The organism is Bradyrhizobium sp. USDA 4502 (genome assembly GCF_054063355.1).
The window spans coordinates 3,234,570-3,256,766 of record NZ_JBSSGF010000001.1 but is presented as its reverse complement, the minus strand read 5'-3'; the positions used below and the strand labels follow the sequence as shown (position 1 = coordinate 3,256,766).

23 protein-coding genes are annotated in these 22,197 nt (G+C 65.0%); 22 read left to right on the top strand and 1 reads right to left on the bottom strand.

Annotation, left to right across the window (positions count from 1 at the left end; translation table 11 throughout):
- Positions 1-10: 10 nt before the first annotated feature.
- Positions 11-1,201 (bottom strand): Rieske 2Fe-2S domain-containing protein, encoded by a 1,191-nt coding sequence (locus tag ACVW1B_RS14905; protein WP_456821724.1) that lies wholly within the window; start codon positions 1,199-1,201, stop codon positions 11-13.
- Between the two features lie 131 nt (positions 1,202-1,332).
- On the opposite strand from ACVW1B_RS14905, the gene ACVW1B_RS14900 reads away from it, so the two are divergent.
- The 22 genes from ACVW1B_RS14900 to mtnK all read left to right on the top strand — a co-directional run bounded on the left by ACVW1B_RS14900 (position 1,333) and on the right by mtnK (position 22,004).
- Entirely contained in the window at positions 1,333-1,848 is a 516-nt protein-coding gene (locus ACVW1B_RS14900; RefSeq protein ID WP_057016467.1) for a MarR family winged helix-turn-helix transcriptional regulator, read from the top strand.
- Positions 1,849-2,062: 214 nt separating this feature from the next.
- Entirely contained in the window at positions 2,063-2,428 is a 366-nt protein-coding gene (locus ACVW1B_RS14895; RefSeq protein WP_018271860.1) for an NADH-quinone oxidoreductase subunit A, read from the top strand.
- A gap of 50 nt (positions 2,429-2,478) precedes the next feature.
- A complete protein-coding gene (locus tag ACVW1B_RS14890) occupies positions 2,479-3,024 on the top strand; it encodes a NuoB/complex I 20 kDa subunit family protein (protein ID WP_018271859.1) in 546 nt (181 codons plus the stop codon).
- 10 nt (positions 3,025-3,034) lie between these two features.
- Positions 3,035-3,652 carry an NADH-quinone oxidoreductase subunit C gene (locus ACVW1B_RS14885; protein WP_076825355.1) on the top strand — a complete coding sequence of 206 codons (618 nt, stop codon included), beginning with the start codon at positions 3,035-3,037 and terminating at the stop codon, positions 3,650-3,652.
- Positions 3,649-4,845, top strand: a complete 1,197-nt coding sequence (locus ACVW1B_RS14880) for an NADH-quinone oxidoreductase subunit D (RefSeq protein WP_092077512.1) — start codon at positions 3,649-3,651, stop codon at positions 4,843-4,845. Before ACVW1B_RS14885 ends, ACVW1B_RS14880 begins: the two co-directional genes overlap by 4 nt.
- Before the next feature lie 41 nt (positions 4,846-4,886).
- Complete coding sequence (gene nuoE, locus ACVW1B_RS14875; protein WP_253608458.1) at positions 4,887-5,498, top strand: NADH-quinone oxidoreductase subunit NuoE; 612 nt, start codon at positions 4,887-4,889, stop codon at positions 5,496-5,498.
- Positions 5,498-5,722, top strand: coding sequence for a hypothetical protein (locus ACVW1B_RS14870; protein WP_050384881.1), 225 nt, complete (start codon positions 5,498-5,500; stop codon positions 5,720-5,722). The genes nuoE and ACVW1B_RS14870 overlap by 1 nt, the downstream gene beginning before the upstream one ends.
- 19 nt (positions 5,723-5,741) lie before the next feature.
- Positions 5,742-7,067: an NADH-quinone oxidoreductase subunit NuoF gene (gene nuoF, locus ACVW1B_RS14865; protein WP_028333971.1), complete on the top strand. Its 1,326-nt coding sequence runs from the start codon at positions 5,742-5,744 to the stop codon at positions 7,065-7,067.
- A gap of 8 nt (positions 7,068-7,075) precedes the next feature.
- Complete coding sequence (locus tag ACVW1B_RS14860) at positions 7,076-7,564, top strand: hypothetical protein (RefSeq protein ID WP_456821723.1); 489 nt, start codon at positions 7,076-7,078, stop codon at positions 7,562-7,564.
- Positions 7,565-7,571: 7 nt separating this feature from the next.
- On the top strand, positions 7,572-9,647 hold the full coding sequence (gene nuoG, locus ACVW1B_RS14855; protein WP_456821722.1) for an NADH-quinone oxidoreductase subunit NuoG: 2,076 nt from the start codon (positions 7,572-7,574) through the stop codon (positions 9,645-9,647).
- A 10-nt stretch (positions 9,648-9,657) separates the two neighbouring features.
- A complete protein-coding gene (gene nuoH / locus ACVW1B_RS14850) occupies positions 9,658-10,728 on the top strand; it encodes an NADH-quinone oxidoreductase subunit NuoH (RefSeq protein WP_018271855.1) in 1,071 nt (356 codons plus the stop codon).
- Positions 10,729-10,735: 7 nt separating this feature from the next.
- A complete protein-coding gene (gene nuoI / locus ACVW1B_RS14845) occupies positions 10,736-11,230 on the top strand; it encodes an NADH-quinone oxidoreductase subunit NuoI (protein WP_018271854.1) in 495 nt (164 codons plus the stop codon).
- 9 nt (positions 11,231-11,239) lie between these two features.
- Positions 11,240-11,878, top strand: a complete 639-nt coding sequence (locus tag ACVW1B_RS14840; protein ID WP_028333975.1) for an NADH-quinone oxidoreductase subunit J — start codon at positions 11,240-11,242, stop codon at positions 11,876-11,878.
- Positions 11,875-12,183, top strand: a complete 309-nt coding sequence (nuoK, locus tag ACVW1B_RS14835; protein ID WP_016841823.1) for an NADH-quinone oxidoreductase subunit NuoK — start codon at positions 11,875-11,877, stop codon at positions 12,181-12,183. The genes ACVW1B_RS14840 and nuoK overlap by 4 nt, the downstream gene beginning before the upstream one ends.
- An 8-nt stretch (positions 12,184-12,191) precedes the next feature.
- Positions 12,192-14,264, top strand: coding sequence for an NADH-quinone oxidoreductase subunit L (gene nuoL / locus ACVW1B_RS14830; RefSeq protein WP_057016474.1), 2,073 nt, complete (start codon positions 12,192-12,194; stop codon positions 14,262-14,264).
- Positions 14,265-15,779 (top strand): NADH-quinone oxidoreductase subunit M, encoded by a 1,515-nt coding sequence (locus tag ACVW1B_RS14825; protein ID WP_016841819.1) that lies wholly within the window; start codon positions 14,265-14,267, stop codon positions 15,777-15,779. It begins immediately after the preceding gene.
- Between the two features lie 10 nt (positions 15,780-15,789).
- Positions 15,790-17,226: an NADH-quinone oxidoreductase subunit NuoN gene (gene nuoN, locus ACVW1B_RS14820; RefSeq protein ID WP_456821721.1), complete on the top strand. Its 1,437-nt coding sequence runs from the start codon at positions 15,790-15,792 to the stop codon at positions 17,224-17,226.
- Positions 17,227-17,287: 61 nt separating this feature from the next.
- Entirely contained in the window at positions 17,288-18,094 is an 807-nt protein-coding gene (locus ACVW1B_RS14815; protein WP_456823030.1) for a biotin--[acetyl-CoA-carboxylase] ligase, read from the top strand.
- Positions 18,094-19,764 (top strand): ribonuclease J, encoded by a 1,671-nt coding sequence (locus ACVW1B_RS14810; protein ID WP_456821720.1) that lies wholly within the window; start codon positions 18,094-18,096, stop codon positions 19,762-19,764. Before ACVW1B_RS14815 ends, ACVW1B_RS14810 begins: the two co-directional genes overlap by 1 nt.
- Before the next feature lie 71 nt (positions 19,765-19,835).
- Entirely contained in the window at positions 19,836-20,240 is a 405-nt protein-coding gene (gene mce / locus ACVW1B_RS14805; protein ID WP_057016476.1) for a methylmalonyl-CoA epimerase, read from the top strand.
- A gap of 6 nt (positions 20,241-20,246) precedes the next feature.
- A complete protein-coding gene (locus ACVW1B_RS14800; protein ID WP_057016477.1) occupies positions 20,247-20,522 on the top strand; it encodes a DUF1467 family protein in 276 nt (91 codons plus the stop codon).
- A gap of 177 nt (positions 20,523-20,699) precedes the next feature.
- The gene (gene mtnK / locus ACVW1B_RS14795; RefSeq protein WP_456821719.1) at positions 20,700-22,004 is read left to right on the top strand and encodes an S-methyl-5-thioribose kinase; all 1,305 of its coding nucleotides are present in this window, start codon (positions 20,700-20,702) and stop codon (positions 22,002-22,004) included.
- Positions 22,005-22,197: the final 193 nt, after the last annotated feature.

Sequence of the window (22,197 nt, the reverse complement as noted above, 5' to 3'; positions counted from 1 at the left end):
CGCGCGGGCCTTACGCCTCGCGGCTGTAATTCCCTGCCTCGAATTCGACCGGCCTCGTGTCGGCGTCGAACGACACCCCGATCGGGTCGCGGCCGGCGGCCATGGCCTCGAGCTGCTCAGCGAGCATCCGGCGGATCATCAGGATGCCGCGGTCGCTCTGGCCAAAATGCTCTTCGGAATGGATCGTCACCGCGCCCTGGCCGACCTGGGCCTCGTAGTCGCCGGGAAATTGCTGGTGCTCGGCCTCGGTCATGTCCCACCAGAACTTGCCGTTGAACTTCGAGCGCATCCGCCCGATATCGCCCGCGTTCTTGACCCGGCCGGCGACGTAGATGCGAAACGAGGTGTCGTCGATCGGCAAGGTCCAGCCGATCGATTCGACGCGCGCGAACTGCGCGACGCGCGGATTGGGCACGACGCGGAGTGTGGGGAGGGCGGCCTCGGTGACGCGATAGAACACCTTGCCGTCGTCCTGCCTGCGGATCGAGCGCACCGCGACGCCGCGCGGCGACATCTCGAACTTCACTTCGGGCATCGAGGCCATCATGTTGGTGAACTGCGGCCCTGAGAACGAGCCGTGCAGCACCGGCACATGGTAGGGGTCGGCGACGTTCTCGAAATGCTGCAGCCAGTTGCAGGGGATCACGGCAGGGCCGCCGCCGCCGATCGAGGAATCGTCGGCCTCGACGAACTCGCCGTCGTCCATGTTTTCCAGGCACTCGTAGCGCGGCAGCACCGGCCTTTTCTCGGCCGGCCCCATATAGGCGAAGATCAGGCCGTAGCGTTCCTGCACCGGATACCAGGGCTGGCGCACCTTGTCCTTGAACAGGCCGCCGTCGGGCTCGCAGGGTTGTTCGAGGCAGCGGCCCTCGGTGTCGAATTTCCAGCCGTGATAGCAGCAGCGGATACCGTCTTCCTCGACCTTGCCGTAATAGAGCGTGGTGCCGCGGTGGCAGCAGCGCGCATGTAGCAGGCCGGCCCGGCCATGCCGGTCGCGGAACAGGATCAGGTCTTCGCCAAGTGCGCGGACTTTTCTGGGGATATCGGAGGCGTCACCGGTGAGGCCGACCGGGTGCCAATACCGGCGCAACAGCTCGCCCATCGGCGTGCCGCGGCCGACCGAGGTGAGCTCGGTCCGGGTGCTCGACGGCTTCATCGCATAGGCCGTGCCGAGATCGCGGTCCCGCTGGGTGATCGTCATGTTGTCCTCCCCCGCCGCTGGTCTGGCGCCGGCGGCTGATCTATCGTTGACCAAGTCAACGATATATCGATGACAATGTCAACGATATCGTTAAGCTTGGCAGCGCGCGGCTTTGTTGGCAGAGGTTGGTGATGACCGAGAAGCTCAGGACTGAGAGGGCCTTGCCGCCGGAGGCCGTTGTCGATTCCGAACTGGCACCGATCACCGCGATGATGTCGTCGCGGCTGATGGTGCTGGCGAACCTGCTCAGGCGCGGCGCGATGCTGCGCTACAAGCGCCTGACCGGCCTGTCCTCGGTCGAGTTCGGTCTGGTCGCCTCGCTCGGCCGGCGGCCGCCGATGAGTGTGGTGCGGCTCGCCGAGGCCGTCGGCATGGACAAGGGGCAGATCAGCCGGGCGCTCGCCGAGCTCGTGGCGCGCAAGCTGGTGGCGAAGGCGGCCAATCCGCGCGACAACCGGGAGACCCTGGTCTCTCTCACCAAGGCCGGCCTGGCCGCCCATGATGCCATCGTGGCCGGCGCGCAGGAGCGAAACCGGCACCTGCTGGAACAGCTTGCGCCGGGGGATCTTGAGCTGCTGCTCGGACACATCGATCGGCTCACCCTGACCGCCGCCGAGATGCTCGCCGCCGAGCGGGGGCTGGGCTGATATGGGGAGAGCGCAGGGCACCGGATGGCCGCCGCGGCGTTGCCCATGGAGGCAAGCGCATCCGCCTGATGAGGCCAAGAGCCCGCGGGAAGGACGGTAAAAGCGTCAAAATAGCTTGTCTTGCGCCCTCTGTTGCGCTGCGCTAAAGCCTCAAGAACAATTCCAATCAACGAATCTGCGGCACGTCCGAAACCGCAGCAAGAAGGCCTCGCCGATGACCGGCATCCTGCAGAATTATCTCCCACTTGTGGTCTTTATCGGAGTCGCGAGCCTGATCGGTCTGGCACTCCTGATCGCGCCGTTCCTGGTCGCGTTCCAATCGCCGGACCCGGAAAAGCTGTCCGCCTATGAATGCGGATTCAACGCTTTTGACGACGCCCGCATGAAGTTCGACGTCCGCTTCTATCTGGTGGCGATCCTCTTCATCATCTTCGACCTCGAAGTGGCGTTCCTGTTCCCCTGGGCCGTGGCGTTCGGAAAGCTCGGCGCCACCGGGTTCTGGTCGATGATGGTGTTCCTGGCCGTGCTGACGGTCGGGTTTGCGTATGAATGGAAGAAAGGCGCGCTCGAATGGGATTGAGCCCCACCGCCGCAACCTCCCAGCCGGCGATTGCCAAATCTGAGATCGCCATGGCTCCGAAGGGTATTCTTGATCCGTCGACCGGCAAGCCGGTCGGCGCCAACGATCCGTTTTTCCTTGAGGTGAATCACGAGCTGTCCGACAAGGGCTTCTTCGTCGCCGCGGCCGATGACCTCATCACCTGGGCGCGCACCGGCTCCCTGATGTGGATGACCTTCGGTCTGGCCTGCTGTGCGGTCGAGATGATGCAGGTCTCGATGCCGCGCTATGACGTCGAACGCTTCGGCTTCGCACCGCGCGCCTCGCCGCGGCAGTCCGACGTGATGATCGTTGCGGGCACCCTGACCAACAAGATGGCGCCCGCGCTGCGCAAGGTCTACGACCAGATGCCGGAGCCGCGCTACGTCATCTCGATGGGCTCCTGCGCCAATGGCGGCGGCTACTATCACTACTCCTATTCGGTGGTGCGTGGCTGCGATCGCATCGTGCCGATCGACATCTACGTGCCCGGCTGCCCGCCCACGGCGGAAGCGCTGCTCTACGGTGTGCTGCTGCTGCAGAAGAAGATCCGCCGTATCGGCACTATTGAACGCTAAGGTTTCAGGTATGGACGACGGCAAGCTCGACGCCCTTGGGCAGACGATCGTGAGCGCGCTTCCGGGCGCGGCCACGGCGCACTCGGTCGCGTTCAATCAGCTCACTATCGACGTCGAGATTGGCAGAATCGTGGAGGTCGCCAGGTTTCTGCGTGACGATCCCGGCTGCCGTTTCGTCAACGTCACCGACGTGACCGCGGTCGACTATCCGAGCCGCGAGAAGCGCTTCGACGTCGTCTACCATCTGCTGTCGCCGACGCTGAACGCGCGCGTCCGTTTGCGCGGGCAGGCCGACGAGACCACGCAGGTGCCGTCGATCATCGGCGTCTTCCCGGGCGCCGACTGGTTCGAGCGCGAGACCTACGACCTCTATGGCGTGATCTTCACCGGCCATCCCGACATGCGCCGCCTGCTGACGGACTACGGCTTCGACGGCCATCCGCTGCGCAAGGATTTCCCGCTCACCGGCTTCGTCGAGGTCCGCTACGACGACCAGGAGAAGCGGGTGCTGTACGAGCCGGTCCGGCTCAACCAGGAATTCCGCAAGTTCGATTTCCTTTCGCCCTGGGAAGGCGCGGACTATCCGCTGCCCGGCGATGAGAAGGCCAAGGCGGAGCCGAAGCCATGAATGAACAACCGCAAAACCTTCGTAACTTCACCATCAACTTTGGGCCGCAGCATCCGGCGGCGCACGGCGTGCTTCGTCTTGTGCTGGAGCTTGACGGCGAAGTCGTCGAACGCGTCGATCCGCATATCGGCCTGCTTCACCGCGGCACCGAGAAGCTGATCGAGCACAAGACCTATCTGCAGGCGATTCCCTATTTCGACCGGCTCGACTATGTCGCGCCGATGAACCAGGAGCATGCGTTCTGCCTCGCGGCGGAAAAGCTGCTCGGCATTACGGTGCCGCGCCGCGGCCAGTTGATCCGCGTGCTCTATTGCGAGATCGGCCGCATCCTGTCGCATCTGCTCAACGTCACCACCCAGGCGATGGACGTCGGCGCGCTGACCCCGCCGCTGTGGGGCTTCGAAGAGCGCGAGAAGCTGATGGTGTTCTACGAGCGCGCCTCGGGCTCGCGCATGCACGCGGCGTTCTTCCGCGTCGGCGGCGTGCACCAGGACCTGCCGCCGAAGCTGATCGACGACATCGAGGCGTGGTGCGATCCGTTCCTCAAGGTGGTCGACGACCTCGATCGGCTGCTCACCGGGAACCGCATCTTCAAGCAGCGCAACGTCGATATCGGCGTGGTGCCGCTGAAAGAAGCCTGGGAGTGGGGCTTCTCCGGCGTGATGGTGCGCGGCTCGGGCGCGGCCTGGGACCTGCGCAAGTCGCAGCCCTACGAGTGCTACGCCGAGATGGATTTCGACATTCCGATCGGCAAGAACGGCGACTGCTACGACCGCTATCTGATCCGCATGGAAGAGATGCGCCAGTCGGTGCGCATCATGAAGCAGTGCATCCAGAAGCTCAAGGCACCCGACGGGCAGGGCCCGGTCGTGGTCGAGGACAATAAGATCGCGCCGCCGCGCCGCGGTGAGATGAAGCGCTCGATGGAAGCGCTGATCCATCACTTCAAGCTCTACACCGAAGGCGTGCATGTGCCGGCCGGCGAAATCTATGCCGCGGTCGAGGCGCCGAAGGGCGAGTTCGGCGTCTACCTCGTCGCCGACGGCACCAACAAGCCCTACAAGTGCAAGATCCGCGCGCCGGGCTTCGCCCATCTGCAGGCGATGGATCACATCTGCAGGGGCCATCTGCTGGCCGACGTTTCCGCCATCCTGGGCTCGCTGGACATCGTGTTCGGCGAAGTCGACCGGTGACGATGTCCGCATCCGAACCGCGCGCAATGAGAGTTTGATCGATGTCCGTCCGCCGCCTTGCCCCGAAGGAATTGCAGCCCGCGAGCTTCACGTTCACGGACGAGAATCTTGCCTGGGCCAAGAAGCAGATCGAGAAATATCCGCCGGGCCGTCAGGCCTCGGCCGCGATCGCGATCCTTTGGCGCGTGCAGGAGCAGCATGACGGCTGGGTTTCGGAAGCCGCGATCCGCGCCGTCGCCGACCTGCTCGAGATGCCGCATATCCGCATGCTGGAGATCGCGACCTTCTACACCATGTTCCAGCTCTCGCCGGTCGGCAAGAAGGCACATGTGCAGGTGTGCGGCACCACGCCGTGCCGGCTGCGCGGCGCCGCCGACCTGATCGAGGTCTGCCAGCACCGTATCCATCACGATCCCTTCCAGCTGTCGAAAGACGGCAACTTCTCCTGGGAAGAAGTGGAGTGCCTAGGGGCCTGCGTGAACGCGCCGATGGTGCTGATCTGGAAGGACACCTATGAGGATCTGACCAAGGAAAGCTTCGGCAAGGTGCTCGACGGCTTTGCCGCCGGCAATCCGCCGAAGCCGGGCCCGCAGATCGACCGTCAGTTCTCGGCGCCCGCCGGCGGGCCGACGACGCTGAAGGAAATCACCTGATGCGGAGCTTTCAGGTGCTGGCAAACGGGCAGGAAAACAAGGCAGGGAGGGGCGCTGCGATGAAGGCCTGGCGCACGATCGCCCTGCATACCGCTGTCGCGGCGGGCTTCATGTTCCTGCTGCAACGCTACGGCCTGAGCGCCACGCTGGAATCCAGCCTGTTGTGGGCCATCGTGTTCGGCGGCTGCGCCGCCGGGCTCGCTTATTCGCAAGCCAATCGGTGATGTTCGGAAAGTTTTGAGCATGCTCGACGACAAGGACCGCATCTTCAAGAACCTCTACGGCCTGCATGATTGGGGCCTCGAGGGCGCGCGCCGCAGAGGCGCCTGGGATGGCACCAAGGGGATCATCGACAAGGGTCGCGACTGGATCATCAACGAGATGAAGGCGTCGGGCCTGCGCGGCCGCGGTGGCGCCGGCTTCCCGACCGGCATGAAGTGGTCCTTCATGCCGAAGGAATCCAAGGACGGCCGTCCGAGCTATCTCGTCGTCAACGCCGACGAGTCGGAGCCCGGCACCTGCAAGGACCGCGAGATCATGCGGCACGATCCGCATCTTTTGGTCGAAGGCTGCCTGCTCGCGAGCTTCGCGATGGGCGCGCATGCCTGCTACGTCTATATCCGCGGCGAGTTCATCCGCGAGCGCGAGCGGCTGCAGGCGGCGATCGACCAGGCCTATGAGGCCAAGCTGGTCGGCAAGGACAATATCAACGGCTGGCCGTTCGACATCTATGTCGCGCACGGCGCCGGCGCCTATATCTGCGGCGAGGAGACCGCGCTGCTCGAGAGCCTCGAGGGCAAGAAGGGCCAGCCGCGGCTGAAGCCGCCGTTCCCGGCCAATGTCGGCCTCTATGGCTGCCCGACCACCGTCAACAACGTCGAGTCGATCGCGGTCGCGCCGGACATCCTGCGCCGCGGCGCCGCCTGGTTCGCCGGCATCGGCCGGCCGAACAATGTCGGCACCAAGCTGTTCTGCATCTCCGGCCACGTCGAGCGGCCCTGCAACGTCGAAGAGGCGATGGGGATTCCGTTCCGCGAGCTGATCGAGAAGCATTGCGGCGGCATCCGCGGCGGCTGGGGCAATCTCAAAGCCGTGATCCCCGGCGGCTCGTCGGTGCGCATGGTGCCGGCCGAGCAGATCATCGACACGCCGATGGATTTCGACTCTTTGAGCAAGCTGCGCTCGGGTCTCGGCACCGCGGCGGTGATCGTGATGGACAAGTCGACCGACCTGATCCGGGCGATCGCGCGAATCTCCTATTTCTACAAGCATGAGAGCTGCGGCCAGTGCACGCCGTGCCGCGAGGGCACGGGGTGGATGTGGCGCGTCCTGACCCGGATGGCCGACGGCCGTGCCCACAAGCGCGAGATCGACATGCTGCTCGAGGTTACCAAGCAGGTCGAGGGTCACACCATCTGCGCGCTCGGCGACGCCGCGGCATGGCCGATCCAGGGCCTGATCGCGCATTTCCGTCACGAGATCGAAGAGCGCATCGACCAGTATTCGCACAAGGCCGATCTCGACGATCAGGGCGTTCGCGATCCCATGCACATGGTAGCCGCGGAGTAATGCTGGCGATGACGCAACAGGCCGCATGGTGGCAGAAATACGGGACGCTTGCGCAGATGGCGCAGGCGACCGTGGCGCTGCTCGGCTTTGTTGCAATCCTGCTGCAGATCAACGAAATCCGCACCTCGAACCGCGCCTCCAGCGCGCGTTCGGCGTTTCTCGGCTACACCGATCTCGCATTCCAGAATCCGAAATTCGCTCAGCCCGACTACGAGGCCATCAAGGCCGCCAGTCGCGAGGAGCGATCGCAATATGAGAGTTTTGTCTCGTACTTCCTCTATGCCTGCGAGGAGACCTTTGCCGCCTTCGCGGACAAGCGCGAATGGCAGGCATCGTGTGACTACGACCTGAAACCGCATCTGCCGTTCCTCTGCGAGAAGAACCAGGCGCAGCCTGCCTATCTCGCGACCTACGGCGCCGACACCCAGCAATGGGTGAAGACCTCATTGAAAACCGCGAGCGTCGCACCGCCCGACTGCAAGCTCGGAAAGACTTGAGACAGACATGAGCAAGATCATCGTCGATGGCAAAGAGATCGATGTGCCGCCGGAGTACACGCTGCTGCAGGCATGCGAGGCGGCCGGCGCAGAGATTCCGCGCTTCTGCTATCACGAGCGGCTGTCGATCGCCGGCAATTGCCGGATGTGCCTGGTCGAGGTGAAGGGCGGCCCGAAGCCGGTCGCGAGCTGCGCCTGGGCCGTGCGCGACTGCCGGCCGGGCCCGAAGGGCGAGCCGCCGGAAATCTCGACCCGTTCGCCGATGGTGAAGAAGGCGCGCGAAGGCGTGATGGAGTTCCTGCTGATCAACCATCCGCTGGACTGCCCGATCTGCGACCAGGGCGGCGAGTGCGATCTGCAGGACCAGGCGATGGGCTACGGCGTCGACACCAGCCGTTTCGCCGAGAACAAGCGCGCGGTCGAGGACAAGTATCTCGGCGCGCTGGTCAAGACCTCGATGAACCGCTGCATCCAGTGCACGCGCTGCGTCCGCTTCTCCGCCGAAGTCTGCGGCGCGCCGGAAATGGGCGCGACCGGCCGCGGCGAGGACATGGAGATCACCACCTATCTCGAGCAGGCGCTGAGCTCGGAGCTGCAGGGCAACCTCGTCGATATCTGCCCGGTCGGCGCGCTGACCTCGAAGCCCTACGCCTTCGCGGCGCGGCCCTGGGAGCTCGGCAAGACGCAGTCGGTCGACGTCATGGACGGCGTGGGATCTGCGATCCGCGTCGACACCCGCGGCCGCGAGGTGATGCGCATCCTGCCGCGCATCAACGAGGCGGTGAACGAGGAGTGGATCTCCGACAAGACCCGCCACATCGTCGACGGCCTGCGTACGCAGCGCCTCGACCGGCCCTATGTGCGCGAGAACGGCCAGCTCCGGCCGGCGACCTGGCAGGAAGCCTTCGCCGCCATCGCCGCCAGGGCCAGCCGCAGCGACGGCAAGCGGATCGGCGCGATCGCCGGCGATCTGGCCGCGGTCGACGAAATGTATGCGCTGAAGGAAATGCTCGCGAAGTTCGGCTCGGTCAATCTCGCCGTGCAGGGCGGCGATGCGTTCGACGCCAAGGCCGGCCGCGGCTCCTACATCTTCAATCCGACCATTGCCGGCATCGACCAGGCCGACGCGATCCTGATCATCGGCTCGCATCCGCGCAAGGAAGCCGCCGTGCTGAACGCGCGGATCCGCAAGCGCTGGCGCACCGGCGGCCTCAAGGTCGGCATGATCGGCGCCAAGGCCGATTTCACCTATGACCACGACTATCTCGGCGCGGGCACCGATACGCTGGCCGATCTCGCGGCGGGCAAGCACTCCTTTGCCGACGTCTTGAAGAAGGCGCAGCACCCGATCATCCTGGTCGGCGCCGGCGCCTACACCAGGCATGACGGGGCGGCCGTGCTGGCGCAGGCCGCCAAGCTCGCAGTCGACGTCGGCGCGCTGAAGGACGGCTGGAACGGCTTTGCCGTGTTGCAGGATACCGCCTCGCGCGCCGGCGCGCTCGATATCGGCTTCTCGCCGGCGGCTGGTGGCCTGACCTCAGCGCAGATGACGACCTTCGGCACGCTCGACGTGCTGTTCCTGCTTGGCGCCGACGAGATCAAGGTGCCGGGCGGTACCTTCGTGGTCTATATCGGCACCCATGGCGACCAGGGCGCGCATCGCGCCGACGTCATCCTGCCGGGCGCGGCCTATACCGAGAAGTCCGGCATCTACGTCAACACCGAAGGCCGGGCGCAGATCGCCAACCGCGCCGCATTCCCGCCGGGCGAGGCCCGCGAGGACTGGGCGATCATCCGCGCGCTGTCCGACGTGCTCGGCAAGAAGCTGCCGTTCGACTCGCTGCAGGCGCTGCGTCAGGCTATGTTCAAGGCCTACCCGCATCTGATGCGGCTCGACCAGATCGAGGCCGGCAAGCCCGACGACGTCAAGGCGCTGGCAGGCAAGGGCGGCAGCGTCGACAAGGCGGCATTCAAGCCGACCGTCGAGGACTTCTATCTGACCAACCCGATCGCGCGGGCCTCTGCCGTGATGGCGGAGTGCTCGCGGCTGGCGTCGGGCCGAATGCTGACGGCAGCGGAGTGAGCGTGACCTGATGGCTGAATTCTTCGCAAGCTCGTTCTGGACCGGCTTCCTCTGGCCGCTGATCATCATGGTCGCGGAGAGCCTGTTGCTGCTGGTCGTGCTCCTGATCGCGATCGCCTACATCCTGCTCGCCGACCGCAAGATCTGGGCGGCGGTGCAGATCCGCCGCGGCCCCAACGTGGTCGGGCCGTTCGGATTGCTGCAATCCTTCGCCGACCTCCTGAAATTCGTGCTGAAGGAGCCGGTGATTCCGTCCGGCTCCAACAAGGGCGTGTTCCTGCTCGCGCCGCTGGTGTCGTGCATCCTGGCGCTGGCCGCCTGGGCGGTGATCCCGTTCGATCTCGGCTGGGTGATCTCCGACATCAATGTCGGCGTTCTCTACATCTTCGCGATCTCGTCGCTGTCGATCTACGGCATCATCATGGCCGGCTGGTCGTCGAACTCGAAATATCCGTTCCTGGCCGCGCTGCGCTCGGCGGCGCAGATGGTGTCCTACGAGGTCTCGATCGGCTTCGTCATCATCACCGTGCTGCTCTGCGTCGGCTCGCTGAACCTGTCGGCTGTGGTCGAGGCGCAGAACACCCGCGGGCTTGCGCACCTGATCGGCCTGCCGCAGCTCACCATCCTGAACTGGTATGTGTGGCCGCTGTTCCCGATGTTCGTCGTGTTCTACGTCTCGGCGCTGGCCGAAACCAATCGTCCGCCGTTCGATCTGGTCGAGGCCGAATCCGAGTTGGTCGCCGGCTTCATGACCGAATACGGCTCGACCCCGTATCTTTTGTTCATGCTCGGCGAGTATGTCGCGATCACCACGATGTGCGCGCTGGCGTCGATCCTGTTCCTGGGCGGCTGGCTGCCGCCGGTCAATCTGCCGCCGTTCACCTGGATTCCGGGCATCGTCTGGTTCGCCCTGAAGGTGTTCTTCATGTTCTTCATGTTCGCGATGGCGAAGGCGATCGTGCCGCGCTACCGCTACGATCAACTGATGCGGCTCGGCTGGAAGGTGTTCCTGCCGCTGTCGCTGGCGATGGTGGTGATCGTGGCCGGCGTGCTGCAGTTCGCCGGCATCGCGCCGAAGTGAGGCCGTCATGAGTGTCAATGTCAACGCAACAGCCCGCTCGCTTCTGCTGTCGGAATTCGTCTCGGCGTTCTTCCTGGCGATGCGCTATTTCTTCCAGCCGAAGCCGACCCTGAACTATCCCTTCGAGAAGGGTCCGATCTCGCCGCGCTTCCGCGGCGAGCACGCGCTGCGCCGCTATCCGAACGGCGAGGAACGCTGCATCGCCTGCAAGCTGTGCGAGGCGATCTGCCCGGCGCAGGCGATCACGATCGAGGCCGGCCCGCGCCGCAACGACGGCACCCGCCGCACGGTGCGTTACGACATCGACATGGTGAAGTGCATCTATTGCGGCCTGTGCCAGGAGGCATGCCCGGTGGACGCCATCGTCGAGGGACCGAATTTCGAATTCGCGACCGAGACCCGCGAGGAACTGTACTATGACAAGGCCAAGCTGCTCGCCAATGGCGACCGCTGGGAGCGCGAGATCGCGAAGTCGATCGCGCTCGACGCGCCGTACCGGTGAGGTGAGGGCATGATCCTTCCGGCGCTGTTCTTCTACCTGTTTGCTGCGGCCTGCGTGGCCTCGGCGGTCATGGTGATTGTCTCGCGCAATCCCGTGCACTCCGTGCTGTTCCTGATCCTGGCCTTCGTCAACGCGGCCGGGCTGTTCATCCTGATGGGCGCCGAGTTCCTCGGGATGATGCTGATCGTGGTCTATGTCGGCGCCGTCGCGGTGCTGTTCCTGTTCGTGATCATGATGCTCGACGTCGACTTCGTCGAGCTGCGCGAGGGCTTCATCCAGTATCTGCCGATTGGCATCGTGATCGGCGGCATCTTCATGTTCGAGCTGCTGCTCGTCGTCGGCGCCTGGGTGATCAACCCGGCCGTGACCAAGACGATCACCGCGGCGATCCCGACCAATGTCAGCAACACCGAGGCGCTCGGCCTCGTGCTCTATACGAAGTATATCCATTACTTCCAGCTCGCCGGCATGGTGCTGCTGGTTGCGATGATCGGCGCCATCGTGCTGACGCTGCGCCACAAGGCCAAGGTCAAGCGGCAGAACATCAACGTGCAGAACGCGCGCACGCCCGAGATGGCGATGGCGATGCGCAAGGTGGCGTCGGGGCAGGGCCTGCAGGATGCCGACGCGGCGGAGTGGGTGAAATGACGATCGGGCTCGGACACTATCTCGCGGTCGCCGCGATCCTGTTCACGCTCGGGATCCTCGGCATCTTCCTCAACCGCAAGAACATCATCGTCATCCTGATGTCGATCGAGTTGATCCTGCTGTCGGTCAACATCAACCTTGTGGCGTTCTCGACCTTCCTCGGCGACATCGTCGGCCAGGTGTTCGCGCTCTTGGTGCTGACGGTGGCCGCCGCCGAGGCTGCGATCGGTCTCGCCGTGCTGGTGGTGTATTTCCGCAACCGCGGTTCGATCGCGGTTGAAGACGTCAATCTGATGAAGGGCTAGGCGCAGTTATGGTTCAGGCAATCGTATTCCTGCCTCTGCTGGGCGCCATCCTCGCAGGCATTATCTCGCTGGTCGGTGCCCATGCGCGCTGCCCGAGCGGCGATACCGTCGACCATCACGACGATGCGCATGGCGACGCCCATGCCTCCGCGGCCCATGACGATCACGGCCATGATGACCATGGCCATGACGATCACCATGTCTCCGAGCCGGCGGCCGCCGGCTCGCGCCTTGCCGAGCTGATCACCACGGGCCTCTTGTTCGTGTCGGCGGCGCTGTCGTGGTTCACGCTGGTCGATGTCGGCTTCATGCACCATGACGCGCGCGTCGTGCTGCTGCCCTGGATCAACTCGGGCGACCTGCAGGTGGCCTGGACGCTGCGGGTCGACACCCTGACCGCGGTGATGCTGGTCGTGGTCAACACGGTGTCCGCGCTCGTCCACCTCTATTCCATCGGCTACATGGACGAGGATCCGAACCGGCCGCGCTTCTTCGGCTATCTCTCGCTGTTCACCTTCGCGATGTTGATGCTGGTGACGTCGGACAACCTCGTTCAGCTGTTCTTCGGCTGGGAGGGCGTCGGCCTCGCGAGCTACTTGCTGATCGGGTTCTGGTACCAGAAGCCGTCGGCCAATGCCGCGGCGATCAAGGCCTTCGTGGTCAACCGCGTCGGCGACTTCGGCTTCGCGCTCGGCATCTTCGCGATCTACGCGCTGGTCGGCTCGACCGATTTCGAGACCATCTTCCATGCCGCGCCCGGTCTGACCGGCAAGACCATCAACTTCTTCGGCTGGCAGGCCGACGCGCTGACCTTGACCTGCCTGTTGCTGTTCATGGGCGCGATGGGCAAGTCGGCCCAGTTCCTGCTGCACACCTGGTTGCCGGACGCGATGGAAGGTCCGACCCCGGTGTCGGCACTGATCCATGCCGCGACCATGGTCACCGCCGGCGTGTTCATGGTGGCGCGGCTGTCGCCGCTGTTCGAGCTGTCGCCGACCGCGCAGGCGGTGGTGATGTTCTTCGGCGCGACCACGGCGTTCTTCGCCGCCACGATCGGCCTCGTGCAGAACGACATCAAGCGCATCGTCGCGTATTCGACCTGTTCGCAGCTCGGCTACATGTTCGTGGCGATGGGAGCGGGGGCCTATTCGGTCGGCATGTTCCATTTGTTCACGCACGCCTTCTTCAAGGCGCTGCTGTTCTTAGGGTCAGGCTCGGTGATCTACGCGATGCACCACGAGCAGGACATCCGCAACATGGGCGGGCTGTGGCGCAAGATCCCGTACACTTTCGCGGTGATGTGCATCGGCACCCTGGCGCTGACCGGCTTCCCGCTGTTCGCCGGCTACTTCTCCAAGGACGCGATCATCGAGGCGGCCTATGCGGCGCATAACCCGTTCGCGACCTACGCCTATCTCTTGACCATCGTGGCCGCCGGCCTGACCTCGTTCTACTCTTGGCGTTTGATCTTCAAGACGTTCTTCGGCGAGCCGCACGACCAGAAGCACTACGAGGCGGCGCATGAGAGCCCGGTGTGGATGTTGGTGCCGATCGGCGTGCTCGCCGCCGGCTCGATCCTGGCGGGCCTGCCGTTCAAGGAGCTGTTCGTCAACCCGCACGGCGTGGAAGAGTTCTTCCGCGAGTCCGTGAAGATGAACCCGCACATCCTCGAGGACATGGAGCACATGCCGGGCTGGCTTGCGCCGCTGCCCACCGTGATGATGGCGCTCGGCCTGTTCATCTCGTATCTGTTCTACATCCGCAGGCCGTACCTACCGGTCGAGCTCGCGCAGCAGCAGCCGATGCTGTACCAGTTCCTGCTCAACAAATGGTACTTCGACGAGCTGTACGACTGGATCTTCGTGCGCCCGGCGAAGTGGCTCGGCTACACGCTGTGGAAGAAGGGCGACGGCTTCATCATCGACGGCTTCGGTCCCGATGGCGTCTCCGCCCGCGTGCTCGACGTCACCCGCAACGTCGTGAAATTGCAGACCGGCTACCTCTATCACTACGCATTCGCGATGCTGATCGGGGCCGCCGGATTGATCACCTGGTTCATGTTCGGCTTGGGAGGCCAGTAGATGACAACCTGGCCCATCCTTTCGGTCACGACCTTCCTGCCGGCGGTCGGTGCGATCCTGGTCTATCTGCTGGCGCGGGGCGGTGACGAGACCGCGAGCCGCACGGCGCGCTGGATCGCGCTGTGGACCACGCTGATCACCTTCGCGATCTCGCTGATCCTGGTGGCGCGCTTCGATCCGGCCTCGACCGACTTCCAGTTCGTCGAGAAGGCGTCCTGGCTCGCCACCGGCATCACCTATCACATGGGCGTCGACGGCATCTCGCTGCCGCTGATCATCCTGACCACCGCGATCATGCCGCTCTGCATCATCGCGAGCTGGAAGTCGGTGACGCAGCGCGTCGGCGAATACATGATGGCGTTCCTGATCCTGGAAACGCTGATGGTCGGCACCTTCTCGGCGCTCGACCTCGTGCTGTTCTATTTGTTCTTCGAGGGCGGCCTGATCCCGATGTTCCTGATCATCGGCGTCTGGGGCGGCCCGCGCCGGGTCTATGCGTCGTTCAAGTTCTTCCTCTACACCTTCCTCGGCTCGGTCCTGATGCTGCTCGCCATCATGGCGCTGTACTGGAACGCCGGGACGACCGACATCCCGACCCTGATGCACACCGCGGTGCCGCGGTCGATGCAGACCTGGGCGTGGCTGGCCTTCTTCGCCTCGTTCGCGGTGAAGATGCCGATGTGGCCGGTGCACACATGGCTGCCCGATGCGCACGTCGAGGCGCCGACGGCGGGCTCGGTGATCCTGGCCGCGATCCTGCTGAAGATGGGCGGCTACGGCTTCCTGCGCTTCTCGCTGCCGATGTTCCCGCTGGCCTCGCACGACTTCGCGCCGTTCGTGTTCGTGCTGTCGGTCATCGCCATCATCTACACCTCGCTGGTGGCGATGATGCAGGAGGACATGAAGAAGCTGATCGCGTATTCGTCCGTCGCGCATATGGGCTTCGTCACCATGGGCATCTTCGCGGTGACGACGCAGGGCGTCGCCGGCGGCATGTTCCAGATGGTCTCGCACGGCATCGTCTCCGGCGCGCTGTTCCTTTGCGTCGGCGTCGTCTACGACCGCATGCACACCCGCGAGATCGCGGCCTATGGCGGTCTCGTCAACCGGATGCCGCTCTACGCGCTGACCTTCATGGTCTTCACCATGGCCAATGTCGGTCTGCCGGGCACCAGCGGATTCGTCGGCGAGTTCATGACGCTGCTCGGCACCTTCAAGATCTCGCTGCCGACGGCGTTCTTCGCCACCACCGGCGTGATCCTGTCGGCCTGCTACGCGCTCTGGCTCTACCGCAAGGTGGTGTTCGGGGCGCTGGTCAAGCCGTCGCTGATGTCGATCAAGGATCTCACCTTCCGCGAATGCGTGACGCTGTTCCCGCTGATCGCACTGACCATCCTGTTCGGCGTCTATCCGAAGCCGGTGCTCGACATGTCGGCGGCCTCGGTGCAGCAGCTCGTCAACAATTACCAAACCGCCGTGACTGCCGTGAAGGCAGCCGCGCTGACCGTCCAGTAAGGCCCTCGTCATGAGCTTTTCCAGTGCAGGTTATCAGTTGCAGCCGGTGCTGCCGGAGCTGGTGCTCGCGGTCGGCGCCATGGTGCTGTTGATGATCGGAGCCTATCGCGGGCAGGGGACGACGCGGCTCGTCACGGCGCTGGCGATCTGTCTCCTGGTGCTGACCGGCGTGCTGGAGCTCTGGTTGCCGGCCGGCAAGCTCGTGACCTTCGGCGGCAGCTTCATCGTCGATGATTTCGCGCGCTTCCTGAAGGTCCTCGCGCTGATCGCCTCGGCGGCAACCCTGATCCTGTCGACGGAGTACCTGTCACAGCCGTCGAGCCGCAACTTCGAGTTCTCGATCCTGGTACTGCTGTCGACGCTCGGCATGATGGTGCTGATCTCGGCCGGCGACCTGATCTCGCTCTATCTCGGCCTCGAGCTGATGAGCCTTGCGCTCTACGTCGTCGCCGCCAGCCAGCGCGACAACGCCAAGTCGAGCGAGGCGGGCCTGAAGTATTTCGTGCTCGGGGCGCTGTCGTCGGGCATGCTGCTCTACGGCGCCTCGCTGATCTACGGCTTCACCGGCACCGTCAGCTTCGCCGGCATCGCGGCCGCCGCGACGACCGGCAGCATCGGCATCGTGTTCGGCCTGGTGTTCCTGCTCGCCGGCCTCTGCTTCAAGGTGTCGGCGGTGCCGTTCCACATGTGGACGCCCGACGTCTATGAGGGCGCGCCGACGCCGGTGACGGCGTTCTTCGCGTCCGCCCCGAAGGTCGCGGCGCTCGCGGTGTTCACCCGCGCGACGCTGACCGCGTTCCCGGGCATCGTCACCCAGTGGCAGCAGATCCTGGTGTTCGTGGCGATCGCCTCGATGGCGCTGGGCTCATTCGCGGCGATCGGCCAGACCAACATCAAGCGGCTGATGGCCTATTCCTCGATCGGCCATATGGGCTTTGCGCTGGTCGGCCTCGCCTCCGGCACGGTCGAGGGCGCCCAGGGCGTCCTGATCTACATCACGATCTACGTCGCGATGACGCTCGGTTCCTTCAGCATCATCCTGGCGATGAAGCGCAACGGCCAGGCGCTGGAGCAGATCAGCGATTTCGCCGGGCTGTCCCGCACCAACCCGTTGCTCGCCTTCATCTTCGCGATGCTGCTGTTCTCGCTGGCCGGCGTGCCGCCGCTCGCCGGGTTCTTCGGCAAATGGTACGTGTTCGTCGCCGCGATCAAGGCCAATCTGTTCACGCTCGCCGTGATCGGCGTGCTGACCAGCGTGGTGGGTGCGTTCTACTATCTGTCGATCGTCAAGGTGATGTATTTCGACCAGCCGCTCGGCAAGCTCGACCCGGTCCGCGTCGAGCTGCGCACCGTGCTGGCGGTCGCCGGCATCTTCAATATCTTCTACTTCGCCTATCCGAGCCCGCTGGTGAGTGTGGCCACGGCGGCGGCCAAATCGCTATTTTGACGCGTGCGGTTCCGAAATCGGGATGCTGGCTTTCGGAACCAATCATGCGCATAACGCTGACATGACCTTCACGCTCGGGCCCCGGGCCATAGCGGCGGGCTATCGGCTCGCCGCCTTCGATCAGATCGGCTCGACCAATGCCGAGGCGATGCTGCGCGCCCGCGGCGGCGAGCGGGGGCCGATGTGGTTCGTGACGCCCGAACAGACCGCGGGCCGCGGGCGGCGGCAGCGGGTCTGGGTCGCGCCGCGCGGCAATCTCGCCAGCACGATCCTCGAGGTGACGGACGTCCAGCCGGCAGTCGCCGCCACGCTCGGCTTTGCCGCCGGGCTGTCGCTCGAAGCCGCGCTGCGGAAGGTCAGCATCGAGGCGGCGCTGCGGCTCGGGCCGGACAGCCCGAAGTTCACCCTGAAATGGCCGAACGACGTGCTGGCCAACGGCAAGAAGCTCTCGGGCATCCTGCTGGAGGCCGAGGCCATCGGGAGCCGGCTGGCGGTCGTCGTCGGCATCGGCACCAATGTCGTCGCAGCACCCGAGGGGACGCCGACGCCGGCCGTATCGCTCGCGGCGCTCGGCATCCAGATCGGGACGGAGGAGCTGTTTGCCGCGCTGTCGGACGCCTGGGTCGAGTTTCGCGGCATCTGGGACGACGGCCGCGGCTTCCCCGAGATCCGCCGGCTGTGGCTGGAGCGCGCGGCCGGGCTCGGCGAGAAGGTCGCGGTCCAGACCGGCTCGGCGACCCTTGAGGGCACGTTCGACACCATCGACGACACCGGCTGCCTGATCGTCCGCACCGCTGATGGCGAGCGCCTCCCCGTGACGGCGGGCGAGGTCTATTTCGGCTCCGCAGCCTCGGTGAGGGCGAACTAATGGCGCGTCCGGACGAGCTCACCTTTGCGCCGCTCGGCGGCGTCGGCGAGATCGGCATGAACCTGTCGATCTACGGCCTCGGCAACCGCCACCAGCGGTCCTTCCTCGCGGTCGATCTCGGCGTCTCCTTCGGCGACGAGGAGCATCTGCCGGGCATCGACCTGATCATGCCCGACGTCCGCTTCCTCGAGAAGGAGCGCAACAATCTGGTGGGCCTCGTGCTGACGCACGCCCATGAGGATCATTTCGGCGCCATCATCGATCTCTGGCCGAAGCTCGGCTGCAAGATCTACGCGACGCAATTCAGCGCCGCACTGTTCGAGGCCAAATGCGCCGCCGAGCGCAACCCGCCAAAAATCCCGGTCACGGTGATTCCGTCGGGCGGGCGGGTCGATATCGGTCCGTTCAATGTCGAGTTCATCCCGGTCGCGCATTCGATTCCGGAATCGCACGCGCTGGCGATCAAGACCGAGGTCGGCACTGTGCTGCACACCGGCGACTGGAAGATCGATCCGACCCCGATCATCGGCCAGCCGACCGACGAGCGGCGGCTGCGCGAGCTCGGCGATGAAGGCGTGCTGGCGCTGGTCGGCGACTCCACCAATGCGGTGCGCGACGGGCGTTCGCCGTCGGAGACCGAGGTCGCCGCCACGATCAAGAAGCTGGTCAAGGCGGCCAAGGGCCGGGTCGCGGTCACGACCTTCGCCTCCAATGTCGCCCGGGTGCGGGCGGTGGCGGACGCCGCCAACGCCGCCGACCGCGAGGTCGTCGTGGTCGGCCGCGCCATGGAGCGCGTGGTGCAGGTGGCGCGCGAATGCGGCTATCTCGACGGCTCGCATAAATTCCGCAGCGCCGACTATTACGGCCATTTCCCGGCCGACAAGGTGCTGGCGCTGTGCACCGGCAGCCAGGGCGAGCCGCGTGCGGCGCTGGCGCGGATCGCCAATGACGACCATCCGCAGGTCACCCTGAACAAGGGCGACACCGTGATCTTCTCCTCCCGCACCATTCCCGGCAACGAGAAGGCGGTCGGCTCGATCATCAACAACCTCGTCATGCAGGGCGTCGAGATCATCACCGACCGCGAGCATCTGGTGCACGTCTCCGGCCACCCGCGCCGCGACGAGCTGCGCGACATGATCTCCTGGGTGCGGCCGCAACTGCTGATCCCCGTCCATGGCGAGGCGCTGCATCTCGCCGAACACGCCAAGCTGGCGCGCGCCGCCGGCGTGCCCAAGGTCCTGACCTGCCGCAACGGCGACCTCGTCAAGCTCGGGCCCGGCGAGCCCGGCATCATCGGCGAGGTGCCGGCGGGGCGGCTCTACAAGGACGGAACCATCCTGGAGGACGCCAAGTCGCGCGCTGTGGTGGAGCGGCGGCGGATGGGCTTTGCCGGCTGCGCCTTCGTCGCCATCGCCATGACCGAGCAGGGCGAGCTCGTCGACGATCCCGAGGTTGATCTGGTCGGCATGCCGGAGAACAATGCGGCGGGCGAACTGCTCGACGACATCGTGTTCGATGTGGTGGTATCGACGATCGAGGGCCTGCCGAAGCCGCGGCGGCGCGATCCGGACGCGCTGGGGGAATCGGTGCGGCGCGCGGTGCGGGCGGCGCTGAACGAGCAATGGGGCAAGAAGCCGATCTGCGTCGTGCACGTTCTGACGGTTTGAGCCTAAGCATGATCCGGAAGAGTGCGAAGCGATTTTCCGAAAAGATCATGCTCAACTAAAGGGAGAGAGAGATGCTGGGCCGGCTCAATCACGTCGCGATCGCGGTCAAGGACGCCAAGCAGGCCGCGAAGATCTACGGCACTGCCTTCAATGCCGAGATTTCCGATGCGGTGCCGCTGCCGGAACACGGCGTGATCACCGTGTTCGTGACGCTGCCGAACACCAAGATCGAGTTCATCGAGCCGCTGGGCGAGACCTCGCCGATCGCGAAATTCGTCGAGCGCAATGCCGACGGCGGCATCCACCATGTCTGCTACGACGTGCCCGACATCATCGCGGCCCGTGACCGCATGATCGCCGAGGGTGCGCGGGTGCTGGGCGACGGCCAGCCGAAGATCGGCGCGCATGGCAAGCCGGTGCTGTTCTTCCACCCGAAGGACTTTTCCGGCGCCCTGGTCGAGATCGAACAGGCCTGAGGCCGCATGGCTTACCAAATCTCCACCGGACTTGCGATCTACTTCGTGCTTTGGTGGCTCGTGCTGTTCCTGACGCTGCCGTTCGGCGTGCGCAGCCAGCACGAGGACAATGTCGGCGCGCCCGGCACCGACCCCGGCGCGCCGATCCTGGCGCGGATGGGCCGCAAGCTGCTGTGGACCACACTGATTTCCGCCGTGATCTTCGCGATCGCGATGTGGGCCTATCATTCCGGCTATCTCTCGATCGAGCGGCTGTCGAAGCTGATGGGGATGCCGTTCTGATACGCAGTTTTCGTGGGATCAGAAGTAGCCCGCATGAGCGAAGCGACATGCGGGATCACTTTCCCGGGTATCGCTTCGCTCACCCGGGCTACGAACCGATGGGGATGCTGTCTTAGAAACTGATGCCAATGGAGTGGGGATCAACCTCGCCCTGGCAATGCGGAGGAGGCGACCACGATGAACCTGCAGTCCCAGCCGGGCTCCGGGCCGAGCGCATATCGAATCCTGCGGGAAGCCGATCTGCGGGCTTATCTCGCGGGACTGCCCGCCATCGTCGCGCAGCTCGGCGGCGCGCCGGCGGACTGGTCAATCAGCGAGGTCGGCGACGGCAATCTCAATCTCGTCTTCATCGTCAAGGGCGGAAGCGGCGGCCTCGCGGTCAAGCAGGCGCTGCCGTATGTGCGCCTCGTCGGCGAGAGCTGGCCGCTGCCGCTGTCGCGGGCGCATTACGAGCACATGGCGCTGGTGCATCAGGCGCGGCTGGCGCCGATGCTCGTGCCGGCGGTGCTGCATCATGATGCGCCGCTCGCGCTCACCGCGATGGAGCTGCTCGAGCCGCACATCATCATGCGCAAGGGCCTGATCGAGGCCACGTGGTACCCGCGCTTTGTCGAGGATATCTCAACCTTCCTGGCGCAAACGCTGTTCTTCACGTCCGACCTTGCGTTGTCGGCCGCGGAGAAGAAGCAGGGCATCGCCGATTTCGCCGGCAACCACGCGCTCTGCAAGATCACAGAAGACCTGATCTTCACCGATCCCTACCGCATCGCCGAGCAGAACCGCTGGACCGCGCCGTATCTCGACGCCACGGCGGCGGCGTTCCGCGAGGACCTCGACCTGCATGTCGCGATCTCCAGGCTGAAGCTGAAATTCATGGCGAGCCCGCAGGCGCTGCTGCACGGCGATCTGCATACCGGCTCGATCATGGTTACAGACAGCGAGACCAGGGTAATCGATCCCGAGTTCGCCTTCTACGGCCCGATGGGCTTCGACATCGGCGCCGTCATCGGCAACCTCCTGATGGCCTATCTGGCCTCCGCCGGCCACGAGCGCACGCCGGGCGAGCGCGCCTCGTTCGAGGCCTGGCTACTCGCGACCATGGAGGGCGTCTGGAGCGAGTTTTCCCGAAAGTTCTTGGCGCTGTGGCGCAGCGAGGCGAACGGCGACGGCTATCCGGTGTCGCTGTTTACCGGCGAGGCAGGTGCCGCGCGGTTGGAGGCAGAACGGCAGGCGTACATGGCGCGGCTGTTCGAGGACACCGTCGGCTTCGCCGCGGCCAAGACCATCCGGCGCATCCTTGGTCTCGCGCACAACATCGACTTCGAGTGGATCGCCGACGAGAAGCAGCGCGCGATCTGCGAGGCGCGGGCCCTCAAGCTCGCCCGCAATATGATGCTGGAGGCGCCGTCCTACACGACGATCGGCGCGGTCACCTACGCCGCCCGCGAGCTGCGCCACTGGCAGCCCGGTTTTGCGAGGTAGCCGGGAAGCGTAGGATGGGTGGAGCGAAGCGGTACCCATCATTCTGACCGCGCGATAAGAGTTGATGGGTTTCGCTTCGCTCTACTCGTCCTACGCAGCGCGGCTTTCCCTGCGCCCTCTTCAAACGCGAGGGCGGAACGAACAGCAAGCTCGGACAAATCATGTCGCGAGAATGCGGATGTTTGACTCACGA

Coding starts and splice junctions, on each gene's coding strand:
- ACVW1B_RS14905 (WP_456821724.1), bottom strand. CDS start 1,201: ATGACGATCACCCAGCGGGACCGCGATCTCGGCACGGCCTATGCGATG.
- ACVW1B_RS14900 (WP_057016467.1), top strand. CDS start 1,333: ATGACCGAGAAGCTCAGGACTGAGAGGGCCTTGCCGCCGGAGGCCGTT.
- ACVW1B_RS14895 (WP_018271860.1), top strand. CDS start 2,063: ATGACCGGCATCCTGCAGAATTATCTCCCACTTGTGGTCTTTATCGGA.
- ACVW1B_RS14890 (WP_018271859.1), top strand. CDS start 2,479: ATGGCTCCGAAGGGTATTCTTGATCCGTCGACCGGCAAGCCGGTCGGC.
- ACVW1B_RS14885 (WP_076825355.1), top strand. CDS start 3,035: ATGGACGACGGCAAGCTCGACGCCCTTGGGCAGACGATCGTGAGCGCG.
- ACVW1B_RS14880 (WP_092077512.1), top strand. CDS start 3,649: ATGAATGAACAACCGCAAAACCTTCGTAACTTCACCATCAACTTTGGG.
- nuoE (WP_253608458.1), top strand. CDS start 4,887: ATGTCCGTCCGCCGCCTTGCCCCGAAGGAATTGCAGCCCGCGAGCTTC.
- ACVW1B_RS14870 (WP_050384881.1), top strand. CDS start 5,498: ATGCGGAGCTTTCAGGTGCTGGCAAACGGGCAGGAAAACAAGGCAGGG.
- nuoF (WP_028333971.1), top strand. CDS start 5,742: ATGCTCGACGACAAGGACCGCATCTTCAAGAACCTCTACGGCCTGCAT.
- ACVW1B_RS14860 (WP_456821723.1), top strand. CDS start 7,076: ATGACGCAACAGGCCGCATGGTGGCAGAAATACGGGACGCTTGCGCAG.
- nuoG (WP_456821722.1), top strand. CDS start 7,572: ATGAGCAAGATCATCGTCGATGGCAAAGAGATCGATGTGCCGCCGGAG.
- nuoH (WP_018271855.1), top strand. CDS start 9,658: ATGGCTGAATTCTTCGCAAGCTCGTTCTGGACCGGCTTCCTCTGGCCG.
- nuoI (WP_018271854.1), top strand. CDS start 10,736: ATGAGTGTCAATGTCAACGCAACAGCCCGCTCGCTTCTGCTGTCGGAA.
- ACVW1B_RS14840 (WP_028333975.1), top strand. CDS start 11,240: ATGATCCTTCCGGCGCTGTTCTTCTACCTGTTTGCTGCGGCCTGCGTG.
- nuoK (WP_016841823.1), top strand. CDS start 11,875: ATGACGATCGGGCTCGGACACTATCTCGCGGTCGCCGCGATCCTGTTC.
- nuoL (WP_057016474.1), top strand. CDS start 12,192: ATGGTTCAGGCAATCGTATTCCTGCCTCTGCTGGGCGCCATCCTCGCA.
- ACVW1B_RS14825 (WP_016841819.1), top strand. CDS start 14,265: ATGACAACCTGGCCCATCCTTTCGGTCACGACCTTCCTGCCGGCGGTC.
- nuoN (WP_456821721.1), top strand. CDS start 15,790: ATGAGCTTTTCCAGTGCAGGTTATCAGTTGCAGCCGGTGCTGCCGGAG.
- ACVW1B_RS14815 (WP_456823030.1), top strand. CDS start 17,288: ATGACCTTCACGCTCGGGCCCCGGGCCATAGCGGCGGGCTATCGGCTC.
- ACVW1B_RS14810 (WP_456821720.1), top strand. CDS start 18,094: ATGGCGCGTCCGGACGAGCTCACCTTTGCGCCGCTCGGCGGCGTCGGC.
- mce (WP_057016476.1), top strand. CDS start 19,836: ATGCTGGGCCGGCTCAATCACGTCGCGATCGCGGTCAAGGACGCCAAG.
- ACVW1B_RS14800 (WP_057016477.1), top strand. CDS start 20,247: ATGGCTTACCAAATCTCCACCGGACTTGCGATCTACTTCGTGCTTTGG.
- mtnK (WP_456821719.1), top strand. CDS start 20,700: ATGAACCTGCAGTCCCAGCCGGGCTCCGGGCCGAGCGCATATCGAATC.